Genomic DNA, 17,409 nt, shown 5'->3' with positions numbered 1-17,409 from the left:
TCTATTCTTCCGCGGGTGGCGTGTATTCCACGTCCTTGCCCACCAGCGTATTGCCTTCGATTTCGAGGGAAATCACGGCGCTGCCGCCGCTCGGGCAGCAGTTGCCGTCTTCGCTCTGCCACAGGGCCGTGCGGGCCACGTAGCCCGACCACGGATTGGAGAAATCGAAGGTCACGCCCTTCCAGATCTCCTTGCCTTCGGGCAGTTCGACACCGGCCAGCCAGTTGTCCATGTCGATCGGCGTCCAGGTCGTTCCGTCTTCCTCCAGCCGATACAGCCGGTCGGTATTGAAGACGCCGGTGCCTTGGCTGTAGCCGGGAATATGGAGGATGTTGTCGTCGTTGAAGGTCGGAACCTGGAAGAAGCCGTCCGAGGCCTTGTCGAGCACGTCCCAGCCCGTGCCGCTATGGCGGAACAGCACGAAGCCGCCGATGACACCGTATTCGCCGGTGCCGGCATGGGTCTGCCAGGCGATCAGCGGCTCGCCTTCGGCATCGCTATAGTCCGCCCGGTTGAAGTAGCCGGCCGTCAGCACCTTGCAGGTGTCGAGGTCGCTTTCAAGGCAAGTGTCGCCGATGGATTTGAGCGACACCTGGGCGTTGGCCGGAAGGGCGGTAAACAGGGTCAGGGGCAGCAAAAGGGCAAGGCGCAGCACGAGGGGTCCCTCCATGGTGCGCCCATACTGCCCGTTTGCGGGAAGCCTGTCAGCCCTCGCGATGGATGGCGAACGGTCCGATGGCCTGCGTCGTCGCCATCAGCTGGATCTTGTTGACGTTGACATGGCTTGGCAGGCTCGTCGCCCAGAAGATGCTCTCCGCAATGTCCTCGGCGGTCATGGCCTTGGTTCCGGCATAGACATTGCCCGCCTTGTCCTCGTCGCCCTTGAAGCGCACCACCGAGAATTCGGTTTCCGTCAGTCCCGGCTCGATATCGGTCACCCGGACATTCTTGCCCTGCAGGTCCGAGCGGAGATTGAGCGCGAAGTGCTTCACGAAGGCCTTCGAGGCTGCGTAGACCGAGCCGCCGGGATAGGCGAATTCGCCCGCCACCGAGCCCAGCGTCACCACATGCCCGCCGCCGCGCGCGATCAGGCCGGGCAGCAGCAGCCGCACCGTGTAGACCAGTCCCTTGATATTGGTGTCGATCATGGTTTCCCAGTCGTCGAGGTCGGTCTCGGCGGCCGGCTGCAGGCCGAGGGCGAGGCCGGCATTGGCGAGCACGATGTTGATCGCATCGAAAGGAGCAGGGATGGCGGCGATCGCGGCCTCGACGGCGGCGCGGTCGCGCACGTCGAGCGGGATGATGTGGCACTTGTCGTGTCCGAGCTCGTCGCGCAGCGCGAGCAGGCGATCCTCGCGCCGCCCCGTTGCGATCACCTTTGCGCCCGCCGCCACATAACGGCGAGCCGCGGCGGCCCCGAAGCCAGACGTGGCTCCGGTGATGAAAACGACGAAGCGGCTGGGGTCGAGCAGCGAATACATGGCATATCCAGAGGAGACAAAAGACGTCGCGACGTTGGACCCTTCGGCCGCTCACCGTCAACCACTCCCGACCCTTTGATTGGCCTCGCCCGTCAAAGCTTGCCAACCTTACGAAGTCCTAACGTGTGCCGGGGCAGGGATCGTATTATCTTGGGGCGACATCGAATTTTGCAGGACGTGGTGATTTGAAGACTTTGGCGAAGTGGCTCGTCACATTGGTGGTTCTGGGCGGCGCAGGCGCGGCGGCCTGGTGGTATTTCCTGGCTCCGACCCAGGCGAGCACGGCGCCGGATACGGTGAGCGTCGCGCGCGGCGATATTGAAACCACGGTTCTTGCGTCGGGCGTCTTGCAGGCCAGCAGTCTTGTCAGCGTTGGTGCCGAAGTCTCGGGCAGCATCAAGGCCGTGCACGTGGCTCTGGGCGATGCGGTCGAGGCCGGCGACCTCATCGCGGAGATCGACAGCCTCAATCAGGAAAATGCCGTGAAGTCGGCGGAGGCGGCGCTCGCTGGAATCGAGGCGCAGAAGCGCAACCAGGAGGCCAGTCTGGTTTCAGCCGAGGCGGCTCTCGCGCGCCAGCAGCAGCTCAGTGCCAGCAGCCTCGTGTCGCAGACAGCGCTCGAGACAGCGCAGGCCACCGTGGATCAGGGCCGGGCCCAGATCGATCAGCTGCAGGCGCAGATCGCGCAGGCTGAACTGACAGTGGAGTCCGCCGAACTCGACCTGGCGCGGACGCGCATCGTCGCACCAGCCGATGGTACCGTGGTCGCGCTCTTGGTCGAGGTGGGGCAAACGCTTAACGCCAATTCCGCGACGCCCACCATCGCCAAGATCGCCAATCTCGACACCATGGTCATCAAGGCGGAGATTTCCGAGGCCGATGTCGTCAAGGTCAAGCCGGGCCAGAAGGTCTACTTCACCATCCTCGGCGAACCCGACGAGCGCATCGAGGCCACTTTGCGCGAAATTGAGCCTGCGCCGACGTCCATCGCCGACGACACAGCCACGTCCGGCAGCGCGGTCTACTACAATGGGCTGTTCGAAGTGCCCAACGAGAACCATCGCCTGCGCATCTCGATGACCGCATCGGTGACCATCGTGCTCGACGAAGCCCGCGACGTCCTGACCTTGCCGTCCAGCCTGGTGACCCGACGCGGTCCCGATGGCGCCATTTCCGTGATGGTCTACGACCCAGCGAGCGAGGAGACCCGGCCGGCTACCGTCGAGGTGGGCCTCAACAACAATATCAGCGCCGAAATCATTTCCGGTCTCGCCGAGGGCGATCAGGTCGTCAACGCCACGGGCGCCCGGCTCTCCGGTGGTAGCCAGGGTGGCGGTTCGCGTGGCGGGCCGGGCGGCATGGGCATGATGCTGCCGCGCGGGGGTGGTTGATGAACCGGCCTTTCAGCCCCCGTGAGGGCGTCGGCGCCCAGGCCCATGATGCTGGCCGTGGTCAGCCGATCATTTCCATCTCCGGTCTCATCAGGCGCTTCCAGGCGGGCGGCGAAGCCGTCGCCGTGCTCAAGGGCGTGGACGTCGATATCCATCGCGGCGAGATGGTCGCGATCATCGGCCAGTCGGGGTCGGGCAAGTCGACCCTGATGAACATTCTGGGGTGTCTCGACCGCGCCAGCGAAGGCACCTACCGGTTCGCCGGCAAGGATGTCAGCAAGCTCGATGCCGATGCTCTGGCTGCCCTCCGGCGCGAGCATTTCGGCTTCATCTTCCAGCGCTATCAGCTTCTGCCCGATCTCGACGCCGTCGAGAATGTCGAAGTGCCGGCCGTCTATGCCGGAGCCGACGCCTCGGCGCGGCGCGAGCGGGCGATTGCCCTTCTGACGCGCCTTGGTCTGGGCGAACGTCTCGATCATCGCCCCAATGCCCTTTCAGGCGGACAGCAGCAGCGGGTCAGCGTCGCGCGGGCACTCATGAATGGCGGCGAGGTCATTCTCGCCGACGAACCCACCGGTGCGCTGGATTCGCGCTCGGGCAAGGAGCTGATGGCGCTGCTCAAGGAGCTGCATGCCGACGGACACACCATCATCATCGTCACCCACGATCCGCAGATCGCGGCCCAGGCCGAGCGTGTGATCGAGATTGCCGACGGTGAGATTGTGGCCGATCGCCTCAACAGCGAACCGCGCCGCGTCGAGGCCAGGCCGGCCGAGATCAAGGCCGCAGCCAGCTGGCGTCGCGGTCTCGACCGGTTCGGCGAGGCCCTGCGCATGGCGCTGCGGGCCATGGCCGCACACAAGCTGCGCACGTTTCTCACCATGCTCGGCATCATCATCGGCATCGCGTCGGTGGTGTCTGTCGTCGCGCTCGGGCAGGGTAGCCAGCAGGCGGTGCTGCAGAACATTTCCGCCATCGGCACCAACACCATCAACGTCTATCCGGGCAGCGGTTTTGGGGACATGCGGTCGGGTCGCGTTCGGACCTTGCGCGCAACCGACGCCGAGGCCCTTGGTGGACAGCCCTATGCCGACAGCGTCACGCCGCAGGTGACCGCCAACGCCACCGTGCTCTATCGCAACACGGCGACCAGTGCCTCGGTCACCGGCGTCGGGGCCGACTTTTTCCAGGTGAATGGCCGGACCTTCACGGCCGGATCCGGCTTTGGCGCCGACAGCATCGATGACATGGCGCAGGAAGCCGTCATCGATCAGAACGCGGTCAATGCCATCTTCACCAATGGCGAAGATCCGGTCGGACACGTGATCATGCTGGGCAAGGTGCCGGTCCGCATCATCGGCGTCGTGGCCGCCTCGACCGGTTTCGGCGGTGGACGCGACAATGCCAATGTCTATGTGCCCTACACCTCCGCCATGAGTCGCATCCTCGGGCAGAACTGGCTCAACGCCATCGCCGTGCGCGTCACCGACGACTATGACACGGCGCAGGCCGAGGCCGAGATCACCGAGTTGCTGACGCGTCTGCATGGCGGGACACAGGACTTCTTTCTCCAGAACACCGACACCATCCGCGAGACCATCCAGTCGACGACCGCGACGCTGACCATCCTGATTTCAACCATTGCCATCATTTCTCTGGTGGTGGGCGGCATCGGCGTCATGAACATCATGCTGGTCTCGGTCAGCGAACGGACCAAGGAGATTGGCATCCGCATGGCCGTGGGCGCGCGCCGCGGCGACATCATGCGCCAGTTCCTGATCGAGGCTATCCTCGTGTGCTTTGCAGGCGGGGCGGCCGGCGTGGCCCTGAGCTTTGCGCTGGGGCAGGGCCTCACGGCAATCGTGCAGGGGGCGCAGCTCGCCTATTCCACCGAATCGATCATCCTCGCCATCGTCTCGGCGAGCCTGATCGGCATCATCTTCGGCTTCATGCCTGCCCGATCGGCCTCCCGTCTCGACCCGGTCGAAGCGTTGGCCCGGGAATAAAATCTGTCGGATCAGAAGGCCGGGGCAGGGCGTCAACCGTGGCGCATCGGCCACGCCTCGGCCATCAAAACTCAACCGAGCCAACACAATGGGTGGCCCTCGGCGCCCGCTCGCCCTAAACTCGCCATGAAACCTCCGCCATTTGGGCGGGGGCGGCCGGAAGGATTAACGCAATCTTTCCGCCCGTGTGGCAATCTTCGTTTCGGCCCGGTTTGGTTGAAGCGTAAAAGGGCGGGATAGACCACTGCAACGCGCGCGTTTGGTAACGAGTATTGGCGCTTTGTGCGTCGGCCTGGCCTTGGCGGCCGGCGCCGCGCCCGCCTCTGCATTTGAGCTCTTCGGCATCAAGTTCTTCGAGGACCAGGCCGAGGAAGACGCGGCCGCGGTGATCGTCGATCCGCAGCCCTATTTCGTCACCTTCACCGCCAGTGATGGCGCCGTGGAGTCGGCGTTGCGCAATGCCTCCGCGCTGATCGCCGACGAGGCCGAACCCGCTTCGGGGGCCGCCGGGCTCATTGCCAAGGCACGCGGCGATTATCGGCGCCTGCTCGCCGCGCTTTATGGCGAAGGCTATTACGGCGGCACCGTCAGCATCCGCATCGGTGGACAGGAAGCGGCCAACCTGCCGCCTGACACCAATCTGCCCGATCCGGTGGACGTGACCATCGCCGTCACGGCCGGTCCGCTTTTCCGGTTCGGCAATGTCTCCATCGTCAATCAGGCGCCCCCGACCTCCGATCCGCACGATCAGGTCGACCTGCCGATCCTGCGCGGCTACGGCACCGGCGAGATCGCACGCTCGGCGGTTGTCCTGCGCGCTGAACAGCTGGCGCTCGAAGCCTGGCGGCAGCAGGGCCATGCCAAGGCCGAGGTCGTCTCGCGCGATGTCGTCGCCGATCATGCCACCAATACCGTCGATGCGGTGATCACCGTCAATCCCGGGCCGCGCGCGGCCTTCGGCCCGGTGCGTGTCACCGGCACCGAGAATATGAATCCGGAATTCGTTGCGCAGCAGACCGGACTCGCCGTGGGTCAGGAGTATGACCCCGACGATGTCGAGCTGGCGCAGAAGCGGCTCGATCGTCTCGAAGTCTTCCGCTCCGCGCGCCTGCAGGCCGCCGAGAGCATCGGGGCTGATGGCCTCCTGCCTTACGACCTCATCGTCGAAGAATTGCCGGGTCGGCGGTTCGGCGTCGGCGCCACTTATTCCACGGTGGATGGCCTGGGGCTCGAGGGCTACCATCTCTGGCGCAATCTCTTCGGCCAGGCCGAACGGCTGCGCCTCGACGCGCGCGTCGCCAGCATCGCCTGGCCCATCGACACGGCGCAGTTCGACTACATGATCGGCGGTACCTTCACCAAGCCCGGCTTCTACCACCCCGACGTGGATCTCGTGGCCACGGTCTCGGCTGAACGCACCATCTATCCAAAATATACCGAGACGTCGGCCGGCGGTCGGGTGGGCCTCAGCTGGTTCTTCTCCGACGAATTGACCTTCGAGGGTGGCGCCAGCTTCGAGGTAGCGCGGTTCGACGACGTCTTCGGCACGCGCGACTTCCAGACGGCCGGCGTTTATGCCGGCGTGATCTATGACGGGCGCGACAGCACGGTCGATCCGACCGAGGGCTGGTATGCCTCGGCCAATCTCGAGCCCTATTTCGACCTGCTCGGTGGCAATCCCGGCGCGCGGCTCGTGGTTGAGGGCCGCACCTATTTCGGCTTCGGCGAAACCGATCCCTTCGTCCTTGCGGGCCGCGTAAAGGCGGGGGCGGTGGTGGGGCCCGACCTCATCGATATCCCGCCCGACAAGCTGTTCTTCGCGGGCGGCGGCGGTTCGGTGCGCGGCTATGGTTTCAAGTCCATCGGCGTCGATGACGGCAATGGCAACATCACCGGCGGGCGCTATCTGCTCGAAGCCTCGCTCGAGGCGCGCGCCAAGGTCACCAACGACATCGGCGTGGTCGGCTTCGTCGATGGCGGCTATGTCGCGGCCGATACGTTCCCGGGCCTGGACGACCTGCGTCTGGGTGCTGGTGTCGGCGTCCGCTACTATACCGGTCTCGGCCCGCTCAGGCTCGACCTCGCCATCCCGCTCAACAAAAAGGCCGGCGATCCCGATTACGCCATTTATGCCGGCATCGGGCAGGCATTCTGATGCCCAGGATTTCGCCCATCACTCGCCGCCGTCTGTTCATCGCCGCCCTGCTGCTCGCACCCGCCGCCGTTCCGGTGGCGCTGGTTGCTCAGGATATGAATAATGAAGAACAGAAGGACTGGCTGACCAGCTTCGTCCAGGATCGCCTCTCGACGCCCGAGCGCCAGATCCGCCTGTCCAATATCGATGGCGCGCTCGGCTCGGATGTCTCGATCCGCGAGATCACCATATCCGACGCCGAGGGCGTCTGGTTGCGCGTCAACAATGCCAGCCTCAACTGGAACCAGGCCGCGCTCTTCACCGGGCGGCTCGAAGTCAATTCGCTGCGCGCCGATTCGATCGAATATGTGCGCAATGCCATTCCGGTCGAAGGGGCGGTCGATCTGCCATCGCCGGAAGCAGGCACGCTGGAAATTCCGGATTTCCCGGTCGCCATCAATATCGGCGAACTGGCCGTGCCGAGCGTCACCTTCGGCGAAGGCGTGTTCGGTCTCGGGTCGCAGATATCGCTCAATGGCTCGATGCGGCTCGAAAGCGGTAATCTCGATGCTGCGCTGGATATCGTTCGCCTCGACGGACCCGGCGGCACGCTCGACCTCGATGCCATCTACCGGCGTGAGGGCAATACCATCGATCTCGGGCTGTCCCTCGTCGAGCCGCCCAATGGCGTCATCGCCAATCTGCTCAATATCGAAGGGCGTCCCGCCGTTACGCTGACGCTCGACGGCGAAGGTCCGGTTTCCGACCTCACCGCCCAGATGCGCCTGCTCGCCAACGAGCAGGAAGCCTTGGCAGGAACGGCCACCATCGCCCAGACCGATGCCGGCTTTGCCGTTGATGCCGATCTTGGCGGACCGCTCTCCACACTCGTCGCCGAACCCTACCGGGCCTTCTTCGGCGCCGAAACGCGCCTTGCCGCATCGGCGCTGCTCCGCGACGAAGGCGGCATCGATATTTCCAGTCTCACCCTCAGCGGCGGCCAGCTCGGCCTGACGGCGCGGGCGCAGACCACCGCCGACAATTTCCTGTCGCTGCTCGATCTCGAGGCGACCATCGCCGATCCCCAGGGCAACAAGGTCGTCCTGCCGGTGCCCGGCAGCTCGACGCTGGTGCAGGGCGGGCAGGTTCGCATCGCCTTCGGTACCGAAACGAGCGAGAACTGGCAGGCACGATTCGATCTCGAAGGGTTCGAGACCGATGGTTTCGCCGCGCAGACATTCGGCCTCGGCATCGGTGGCGTCGCCCGCAATCTGGACGATCCGGCGACCCGTATGGTGACGTTCAACGGCGATGGCAGCCTGTCTGGCATCACCGCGGATCCGGGCGTCGAGGCAGCTTTGGGCGACAGTGTCGGCCTCGGCATTGCAGGCCTCTGGAACGCGGGCGAACCGATCGAGCTGGCTGAGCTGCGCGTGGTCGGCGAAGCTCTGGTTGCCGGCATGACCGGTACGATCGACGGCACCGATTTCAACGGCCGTATCCAGGTTGAAACCGACAGCATTGCGCCCTTCTCGGGCCTGGCAGGGCGGTCACTGACGGGGGCATTGAGCCTTGTTGCAGATGGCTCCGTTATGCCGGTTTCGGGCGGTTTCGATCTGGTGTTCGACGGCACGGGCACCAATCTCGCCATCGACGATACCACCGCCGATGCGCTGCTGGCCGGCACGGTCAACCTGTCGGGGCGTCTGGCGCGAACCGAGGCAGGCATCACTGCCGACGACTTCGCCATCGCCAATCCGCAGGTGCAGTTCCGTGCCGATGGTGCCTTTGCCACCGAGACATCAGACTTCACCATCGCCCTCGATCTCAGCGATCTCCGACTGATCTCGCCCGAAGCATCCGGCGCGCTGACGGTGCGCGGGTCGGCGCGGTCGGACGCGCCCGAGGCGCCGCTCATGCTGCTGCTCGATGGCCAGGTGCCTTCGGGTACGCTGGGTCAATATACGCTGCGCGACGCCAAGGTCGGCATTGCCGCCAGCTTGCTGGGCGGCACGATTTCGGGCGACGTCACCGGCAATGCCATGCTCGATGGGCATCGCGCAACGCTCGCGACCCATCTTGAAACCGACGATGTCAGCCAGGCGCTGACCGGCATCCGCTTCGAAATAGCGGGCACCCAGGTGTCCGGTGCGGTCACCCGCACTGTTGAAACCGGCCTTCTCGATGGTCGTCTCGACGTTGCGGCAAGCGACGTGTCGCTGGCTGCCGCGCTGCTGCTCACAGAAGCGTCGGGTGCGGTCAATGCCGCCCTCGAGCTGACGCCGCAGGATGGCAAGCAGGGAGCGGGCGTGACCGCCAATGTGTCCAATCTCGTCGTCAACGATATCGTCGTGGGACGTGCCGACCTTTCGGCAGGCATTTCCGACCTTTTCGGCGTGCCCGTCGTCAACGGCACGGCCAGCGCCAGCGCCATCGAAGCGGGCGGCGTTGAAGTCGACACGCTCAATGCACGTGCCAGCCAGTCCGGCGATACAACCAGTTTCGATGCCCAGGCGGCGCTCGCCACGGGCACCGATGTCGATCTTGCCGGATCGCTGAGCCCGGTTCAGGGCGGCTACCGTCTCTCGCTTGATCGCGCAAACCTGGTTCAGGGCCAACTCTCGGCCCGTCTTGCCAACCCCACCGCGATCATGGTGCAGGGCGAGACCGTGACGCTCGATGCGCTCCGCCTCAGTGTGGGCTCGGGCAGCATCACCGCAACCGGTAGTGCCGGCAGCGAGCTCGATATCATCATGGAAATCGAGAACCTCCCGCTCTCGATTGCCAATGCCGTCGCGCCCGATCTCGAGCTGTCCGGTACTTTGAACGGCCGCGCCGATCTCTACGGCCCGGCAAGTGATCCGCAGGTCGCCTTCGAGGCACGCGCCACCGGCGTCGGCGCCGGTGCCATCGCTCAGTTCGGCATCACGCCGCTCAGCGTGGTGGCAAGCGGGTCCTATGCCGGGAACCGAGTGAGCATTTCCGGCCTCTCCATCGATGGCAATGGCGGGCTTTCGGTCTCCGGCTCGGGCACCGTTCCGCTGGCGGGCAACGGCCTGTCGCTGTCGCTCAACGGCTCGGCGCCGCTCTCACTGGCCAACCGGTTCGTCGCCGATCGCGGCGCGCGGGTGTCGGGCACGGCGAACTTCGATGCCCGCATCGGCGGCAGCCTTTCCAGCCCGCAGTTCTCGGGCGGCGTTTCGGTGGCGGGGGGCGAGTATGTCGATCCCGACCTCAACCTGCGTCTCACCGGCATCAACGGTCGTGCCAATCTCTCGGGCACCAATGCCACCATTGAAAGCCTCACGGCGAATCTCGCGACCGGGGGCAGCGTCTCCGTGTCCGGCAGCGTTGGTCTCACCGGGGGCATGCCAGCCAATCTGACGGCCACGCTGAGCTCGGCCCGCTATGCCGATGGCGATCTGTTCGTCGCCACTCTCTCCGGCGGTCTGACCCTCACAGGCAATCTGACGGGCTCCCCGGTTCTGGGCGGCAACATTTTCATCGAGAATGCCAATATCACCGTGCCCGAAGGACTCGGCGGCGGCGCGCAACTGATCGATGTCGCGCACCGGCGCACGCCGATCGAGGTCATGCGTACGCTCGAACGGGCGCGGCTCAACGCCGTCACCGGTCAGCCGATCGAGGCGTCGCGCGGCGGTGGTGCCGGTCCGGCGCTCCAGCTCGACGTCACCGTCGACGCACCCAACCAGATCTTCATTCGTGGCCGCGGCCTCGATGCGGAAGTGGGCGGCTCCGTGCGTCTGACCGGGTCTCTGGCCAGCATCCAGCCGGTCGGCGCATTCAGCCTCATTCGTGGCCGCCTCGACGTGCTCGGCCGCCGTCTCACCTTCGAAACCGGGTCCGTCACTCTGGTGGGCGATCTCGACCCGCAGCTCAATTTCGTGGCCCGCACCGAGGGTGATGGCATCACCGTTTTCGTCACCATAGCGGGCCGTGCCTCGCAACCCGATGTGAGCTTCAGTTCCAATCCGACGCTGCCGCAGGACGAAGTCCTCAGTCGTCTGATCTTCGGCCGCTCGATGGGTGAGCTCTCCCCGATCCAGCTGGCGCAGCTGGCGGCAGCGGCAGCCGAACTCGTGGGTGGTGGCGGTGGAGGCGGCCTCGTCGACGGTCTTCGTGGCGCAGCCGGGCTTGCCGATCTTGATGTCGTCACCGACGATCAGGGCAATGTCGGCGTCCAGGCCGGGACCTATATCCAGGATAATGTCTATCTGGGCGTCACCGCCGGTGCCAATGGCCAGTCCAAGGTCACGATCAACCTCGACGTCACCGACGATCTCACCATCAAGGGCGCCGCCGGCCAGGACGGAAATACCAGCCTCGGCGTGTTCTACGAGCACGATTACTAGCGCCGTTGCGACGCCCCTCCAATCCCGCCGTTCCGTCCTCGGGTCTGACCCGAGGACCACTCGCAGCCAACACCAGCATGGCGACAGCCCCCAGCCGCCCTCGGATCAGGTCCGAGGGCGTATTGGTGCGTCTTGTATCCCGGTCCGGCTGCGGCGCTACTGCACCGCGCCGCCGGTCTTTTCGGCCTTGGCTTCGTCCCACCACCAGAGCGTGGGGAAGCCCGAGGAGAATTCGGGGAGGTTTTCGGGCCGGCTGAAGCGGTCCCAGCGGGCCGAGCGGGTCATGCGCAGCGTGTAGCTGGGGATGACGAAATGCTTGGCCAGCAGCACCCGGTCGAGGGCCTTGGTGACGGCTTCCTGCGTCTCGCGATCGTCGGCAACGATCAACTGCTCGATCAGCGCATCCACCGCCGGATCGGCGATGCCGGCATAGTTCTGCGCGCCCTGTTCATTGGCGGTCGACGAGCCGAAGAAGAAGCGCTGTTCGTTGCCCGGCGAGAACGACTGCGTCCAGCCTGCATAGATCATGTCGTAGTCGAAGCTGCGGGCCCGGTTGATGAATTGCGGGCTGTCCACCGTGCGGATCGTGGCGGCGATGCCGATCTGCGCCAGGTTGGTGACGAGGTTCTGCGCCACTGGCTCGATGGTCGGGCCGTTGAGCAGGATCTCGAAGGTGAACGGCTGGCCATCAGGGCCGATCATCTGGTTGCCCTGGAGGCTGTAACCGGCCTGGGTGAACAGATCGAGCGCCGTACGCAGGTTGGCGCGCAGCTTGGCGGGGTCGCCGCTGACAGGATTGGTGTAGGGCGTGTCGAACACCTTGGCCGGCACTTCGTCGCGCACGCTCTCGAGCACCTCGAGTTCCTCGCCCTCGGGGAGCCCGCTGGACTTGAACGGCAGGCCGAAGAAGAAGCTGTCGATGCGCTCATACTGGCCATAAAACATGGTGTTGCTGAGCTCTTCGAAATCGAAGGCATAGTTCAGCGCCTCGCGCACCCGTTCGTCGGCGAACTTGTCACGCCGCAGGTTCATGACGAAACCGACCATGAGGCCGTTGTCTGCATAGTCCTGCGGGAACAGCTCCTGCACCACGCGGCCTTCCTTGACCGCCGGGAAATCGTAGCCGGTAGCCCAGCGGCGTGCCTGGTTCTCGGTCCACCAGTCGAACTGGTCGCCCTTGAAGGCCTCGAACATCACGCTGAGGTCGAGGAAATACTCGATCCGATATTCGTCGAAATTGTTCTGCCCGACCTGGGACGGATGATCGGCACCCCAGTAGTCCTCGACGCGCTCGTAGACGATCGAGCGGCCGGCCTCGAAACTGGCCAGCCGATAGGGTCCCGAACCCATTGGCGGCTCGAGCGTCGAATCGGCGATGTTGCGCTGCTTGCCGCTGGCATCGGTGCCTTCCCACCAGTGCTGCGGCAGCACCAGCAGCTGCCCCAGGATCAGCGGCAGTTCGCGATTGTTCTTCTGGTCGAAGGTAAAGGTCACCTCACCCGGCGCCGTCACCTCGGCCGAGGTGATGTTGGCGTAGTATTGCGCGCGATCGGGATTGACCTCGATCAGCTTCTCGAACGTCCAGACCACGTCCTCGGCCGTCACCGGCTCGCCGTCGTGCCATCTGGCATCGGGATCCATGCGGAAGGTGACCGAGCCATAGTCGGGCGCGATCTTGAGCGCCTCGGCCAGGTGCACGTAATAGGTGTTGTTCTCGTCGGACGAGGGGCCCATCAGCGTTTCGTAGAGAAGCCCGATGCCGCCGGCCGGTTCGCCCTTGGGCAGGATGGGGTTGAACGTGTCGAAACCGCCCAAGTCCCCGAGCCGCACGACGCCGCCCTTGGGCGCATCGACGTTCACGTAGTCGAAATGGGTGTAGTCCATCCCGTATTTGGGCTCGCCTGACAGGGTGAAGGAATTGGTCCAGACATCGGTCTGCGTCTGTGCCATGGCTGGCACGGCGAGGCCGACTGTCACGAAGGCCGCAAGGAGCAGCGATGAAAGCTTGAAGGCGCGCGTCATGGTACGGCTCCGCAGGATGGGTCGAACGAAAGGTTAGACGGTTCCCGGTGCATTGGGCAATCGGTCCGTATTCACTGCATCGGGAGGGACGAGGTCGAGCGCCGCCGCCAACAGCTGGCGCGTATAGTCTTCCTGCGGCGCGGCGAAGATATCGGCCGCAAGGCCCTGTTCCACCACCTTGCCGTGCCGCATCACGATCAGCCGGTGCGCCAGCGCCCTGATCACCCGCAAGTCGTGGCTGATGAACATGTAGCTCAGCTGCCGCCGTTCCTGCACGGCGCGCAGGAGGTCGATCACCTGCGCCTGTATGGAAACGTCGAGAGCCGAGGTCGGCTCGTCGAGCACCAGGAAATCAGGTTCGAGCACCAGCGCCCGGGCAATGGCAATGCGCTGGCGCTGCCCGCCGGAAAATTCATGCGGGTAGCGGGACGCCGTGGCCGGGTCGAGCCCCACCTCGCGCAGCGCGGCCGCCACCTTCTCCGCCCGCTCCGGCCGGGATAGGCGCGGAAAATGCACGCCGAGCCCTTCCTCGACGATTTCGCCGACTGACAGGCGCGGACTGAGCGATCCGAATGGGTCCTGGAACACGATCTGCATGTGCCGCCGCAGAGGCCGCAGGGCACGCCAGGAACGCGACTGCACCTCGTTGCCCAGCACCACGATCCGTCCTTGCGACGGGATCAGGCGCAGCAGCGCATAGCCGAGCGAGGATTTTCCCGAGCCGCTTTCTCCCACGACGCCCAGCGTCTCGCCCTTGCGCACCGTCAGGTCGACGCCGTCCACCGCCCGGATATGTCCGACCGTACGACGGAAAAAGCCGCGGCGGATCGGAAACCACACCTTGAGGTCGTCGGCGGCGACGATGGCGGGGGCATCCTTCTTGGGCACCAGTGGCGTGCCGCGCGGCGCTGCGGCCAGAAGATGGCGGGTATAGTCATGCCGGGGCGCCGAGAAGATCGTCTCCACCGCACCCTTTTCGACGATCTCGCCCCCGGTCATCACACAGACCCTGTCGGCGATGCGCCGCACGATGGACAAATCGTGGGTGATGAACAGCATGGCCATGCCGTTCTGGCGCTGCAGCGACTTAAGCAGCTCGAGAATCTGAGCCTGTACGGTGACATCGAGTGCAGTGGTCGGTTCGTCGGCGATCAGCAGTTTCGGATCGTTCGCCAGCGCCATGGCGATCATCACGCGCTGCCGCTGCCCGCCCGAAAGCTGGTGCGGATAATCGTCGAGCCGCGAGGCCGGATCGGGAATGCCCACTGCGTCGAGCAGCTCGAGCGTGCGAGAGCGGGCCGCGTTGCGCCGCAGGCCCTGATGCACCGCCAGCACCTCGCCGATCTGCTTGCCGATGGTGTGAACCGGGTTGAGCGAGCTCATCGGCTCCTGAAAGATCATGCCGACGCGGTTGCCGCGCACCTGGCGCAGCGTTGCCTCGGGCGCCCCCACCAGTTCGGCGCCATCGAAACGGATCGATCCGCTCAAGGTCGCGGTCGGCGGCAACAGTTTGAGGACCGACAGCGCCGTCACCGACTTGCCCGACCCGCTCTCGCCCACCAGCGCCAGCGTCTCGCCCGGCGCGATGTCGAAGCTGACATTGCGGACCACCGTTGACGCGCCGAACGCGACGCTCAGGTCTTGGATGGAGAGCAGCGGGGCAGTCATCGGAACGTCTTTCGCGGATCGAAGGCGTCGCGGACGGCTTCGCCGATGAACACCAGCAGGGTCATCATGATGGCGATGGTGAAAAATCCGGTGAGGCCAAGCCAGGGGGCCTGGAGGTTGTTCTTGCCCTGGGCGAGGAGTTCGCCGAGCGAGGGCGAGCCGGGCGGCAGGCCGAAGCCGAGGAAGTCGAGCGAGGTCAGGGTTGCCACCGAACCCGACAGGATGAAGGGCATGAAGGTCAGCGTCGCCACCATCGCATTGGGCAGCAGGTGCCGCCACATGATGACACGGTTGGAGACGCCCAGCGCCCGGGCGGCGTTGACATATTCGAAGTTGCGCGCCCGCAGGAACTCAGCCCTGACGATGCCCACCAGCGTCACCCAGGAAAACAGCAGCAATATGCCCAGCAGCACCCAGAAACTGGGTGCGATCACCGACGACACGATCAGCAGCAGGTAGAGCGAGGGCACCGAGGTCCATATTTCGATGAGCCGCTGGGCAATGAGGTCGATCCAGCCGCCGAAATAGCCCTGCACGGCCCCGGCCAGCACGCCGATGACCGACGAGGCGACGGTCAGCACCAGCCCGAACAGCACGGAGATGCGGAAACCATAGATCAGCCGGGCCAGCACGTCGCGGCCGCGATCGTCGGTCCCGAGGTAGTGGTAATTTCCCGGCACGCAGTCGGGATCTTCGGTCCCTAGCGGGTAGCGCTGGCAGATCTGTTCGCGGCTCAGCAACCAGCTGGGCGGGTTGGCGCCGGAAAAGGCGACATAACTGTCCACGGTGGCGAAGTTGAAGCGGACCGGCGGCCACAGCGTCCAGCCATTGGCCGCGATCTCCTGCGCGATGAAGGGATCGCGGAAGTTGGTGGTGGCGAGGAAGCCGCCGAACCTGGATTCTGGATAGTCGACAAGGGCAGGCACCATCAGCTCGCCCTTGTAGGATACCAGGATCGGCCGGTCGTTGGCGATGAATTCGGCGCCCAGCGTCACCGTGAAGATGACGAGGAAAATCCAGAAGCTCCACCAGCCGCGACGGTTGGCGCGGAAGTTGGCAAGCCGCCGGCGGTTCAGCGGCGACAGGATGCCGGGACGGTCGGAGGCGAGGGCAGGGGACGTCATACGTCGCGCCCTTCGAAGTCGAGCCGCGGATCGACCCACATATAGGCGAGGTCGGAGATCAGTCCGATGATGAGGCCCAGCAGCGAGAAGATGTAGAGCGTGGCGAACACCACGGGATAATCGCGGTTGGCGACCGACTGGAAGCCGAGCAGGCCGAGGCCGTCGAGGGAGAAGATGGTTTCGATCAGCAGCGATCCGCCGAAGAACACGCCGATGAAGGCCCCGGGAAAGCCAGCGATGATGAGCATCATGGCATTGCGGAACACGTGGCCGTAGAGCACCTGACGCTCGGTCAGGCCCTTGGCGCGGGCCGTCACCACATATTGCTTGCCGATTTCGTCGAGAAACGAATTCTTGGTCAGGAGCGTCGAGGTGGCGAAGGCGCCCAGGCCCATGGCGATGATGGGCAAGACGAGGTGCCAGAAATAGTCCAGGATCTGCCGCCACCACGGGAATGTCGCCCAACCGGGCGACGTGAGGCCGCGCAGCGGGAAGATCGACCAGAACGAGCCGCCCGCAAACAGCACCACCAGCGCAATGGCGATCAGAAAGCCCGGCACGGCATAGCCAATGATGACGACAGTCGATGTCCAGACGTCGAAGCGGGAGCCGTCCCTGATGGCCTTGGCGATGCCCAGCGGGATCGATACCGCATAGGCGATCAGCGTCATCCACAGGCCGAGCGAGATGGAAACCGGCATCTTTTCGAGCACGAGATCGATCACCGAAATGTCGCGGTAATAGCTCTCGCCGAAGTCGAACCGGAGGTAATTGCCGATCATGGTGAAGAAGCGCTCGAGCGGCGGCTTGTCGAAGCCGAACTGCTTTTCGATGCGTTCCACGAGTTCGGGTGGCAGGCCCTGGCTGCCGCGGTATCCCGTCTGGTTGCCCTGTCCGGGCTGGGCCGAGAAGTCGCCAGCCTCGCTGCCGGTAATGCGCTCCGCCAGGCTTGCATTCTGGCCCGAGAGATTGGCCAGCGCCTGTTCCACCGGTCCGCCCGGCGCAAACTGGGTGATCAGAAAGCTGACGGCCATGATGCCGAACACGGTCGGGATCATCAGCAAGAGACGGCGGAGAATGTAGGCGCCCATCGCTGCTCCGGCGAAATGCTTCGTCCTTTCCGCAGCTTGGCGCGATGTGCCAAATCAACCGCGGGCGGGATTGAACCCAATGCAACACTTCGATGAACGCTTGGCAAGCCGTCGAGCGG

At 64.9% G+C, this 17,409-nt stretch carries 10 protein-coding genes; 4 read left to right on the top strand and 6 right to left on the bottom strand.

Translation table 11 applies throughout. The features are described 5' to 3' along the window. Nucleotide 1: 1 nt before the first annotated feature. A complete protein-coding gene (locus tag CCK88_RS10530) occupies nucleotides 2–670 on the bottom strand; it encodes a hypothetical protein (RefSeq protein WP_086470384.1) in 669 nt (222 codons plus the stop codon). A gap of 34 nt (nucleotides 671–704) precedes the next feature. Next, nucleotides 705–1,481, bottom strand: coding sequence for an SDR family NAD(P)-dependent oxidoreductase (locus CCK88_RS10525; RefSeq protein WP_086470383.1), 777 nt, complete (start codon nucleotides 1,479–1,481; stop codon nucleotides 705–707). 185 nt (nucleotides 1,482–1,666) lie between these two features. Between CCK88_RS10525 and CCK88_RS10520 the strand changes: the two genes are divergently transcribed. The 4 genes from CCK88_RS10520 (at nucleotide 1,667) to CCK88_RS10505 (ending at nucleotide 11,385) form a co-directional block, all read left to right on the top strand. After that, the gene (locus CCK88_RS10520) at nucleotides 1,667–2,872 is read left to right on the top strand and encodes an efflux RND transporter periplasmic adaptor subunit (RefSeq protein ID WP_170926428.1); all 1,206 of its coding nucleotides are present in this window, start codon (nucleotides 1,667–1,669) and stop codon (nucleotides 2,870–2,872) included. Further along, on the top strand, nucleotides 2,872–4,878 hold the full coding sequence (locus tag CCK88_RS10515; protein WP_086470381.1) for a MacB family efflux pump subunit: 2,007 nt from the start codon (nucleotides 2,872–2,874) through the stop codon (nucleotides 4,876–4,878). Before CCK88_RS10520 ends, CCK88_RS10515 begins: the two co-directional genes overlap by 1 nt. Before the next feature lie 280 nt (nucleotides 4,879–5,158). After that, nucleotides 5,159–7,033, top strand: coding sequence for an autotransporter assembly complex protein TamA (locus tag CCK88_RS10510; protein WP_244557470.1), 1,875 nt, complete (start codon nucleotides 5,159–5,161; stop codon nucleotides 7,031–7,033). Beyond that, complete coding sequence (locus CCK88_RS10505) at nucleotides 7,033–11,385, top strand: translocation/assembly module TamB domain-containing protein (RefSeq protein WP_086470380.1); 4,353 nt, start codon at nucleotides 7,033–7,035, stop codon at nucleotides 11,383–11,385. The genes CCK88_RS10510 and CCK88_RS10505 overlap by 1 nt, the downstream gene beginning before the upstream one ends. 156 nt (nucleotides 11,386–11,541) lie before the next feature. Here CCK88_RS10505 and CCK88_RS10500 read toward each other — a convergent pair whose 3' ends face one another. From CCK88_RS10500 to CCK88_RS10485, 4 genes are read right to left on the bottom strand one after another with little or no spacing between them, the layout of a single operon-like run. Further along, nucleotides 11,542–13,407: an extracellular solute-binding protein gene (locus CCK88_RS10500; protein ID WP_086470379.1), complete on the bottom strand. Its 1,866-nt coding sequence runs from the start codon at nucleotides 13,405–13,407 to the stop codon at nucleotides 11,542–11,544. Between the two features lie 33 nt (nucleotides 13,408–13,440). Then, nucleotides 13,441–15,075: an ABC transporter ATP-binding protein gene (locus tag CCK88_RS10495; RefSeq protein ID WP_086470378.1), complete on the bottom strand. Its 1,635-nt coding sequence runs from the start codon at nucleotides 15,073–15,075 to the stop codon at nucleotides 13,441–13,443. Further along, nucleotides 15,072–16,199, bottom strand: coding sequence for an ABC transporter permease (locus CCK88_RS10490; protein ID WP_086470377.1), 1,128 nt, complete (start codon nucleotides 16,197–16,199; stop codon nucleotides 15,072–15,074). Before CCK88_RS10490 ends, CCK88_RS10495 begins: the two co-directional genes overlap by 4 nt. Next, complete coding sequence (locus CCK88_RS10485; RefSeq protein WP_086470376.1) at nucleotides 16,196–17,290, bottom strand: microcin C ABC transporter permease YejB; 1,095 nt, start codon at nucleotides 17,288–17,290, stop codon at nucleotides 16,196–16,198. The genes CCK88_RS10490 and CCK88_RS10485 overlap by 4 nt, the downstream gene beginning before the upstream one ends. Nucleotides 17,291–17,409: the final 119 nt, after the last annotated feature.

Source organism: Devosia lucknowensis (assembly GCF_900177655.1).
Taxonomy (GTDB): Bacteria; Pseudomonadota; Alphaproteobacteria; order Rhizobiales; family Devosiaceae; genus Devosia; species Devosia lucknowensis.
The sequence above is the reverse complement of the archived record's forward strand: the minus strand, read 5'-3'. Positions and strand labels throughout refer to the sequence as shown.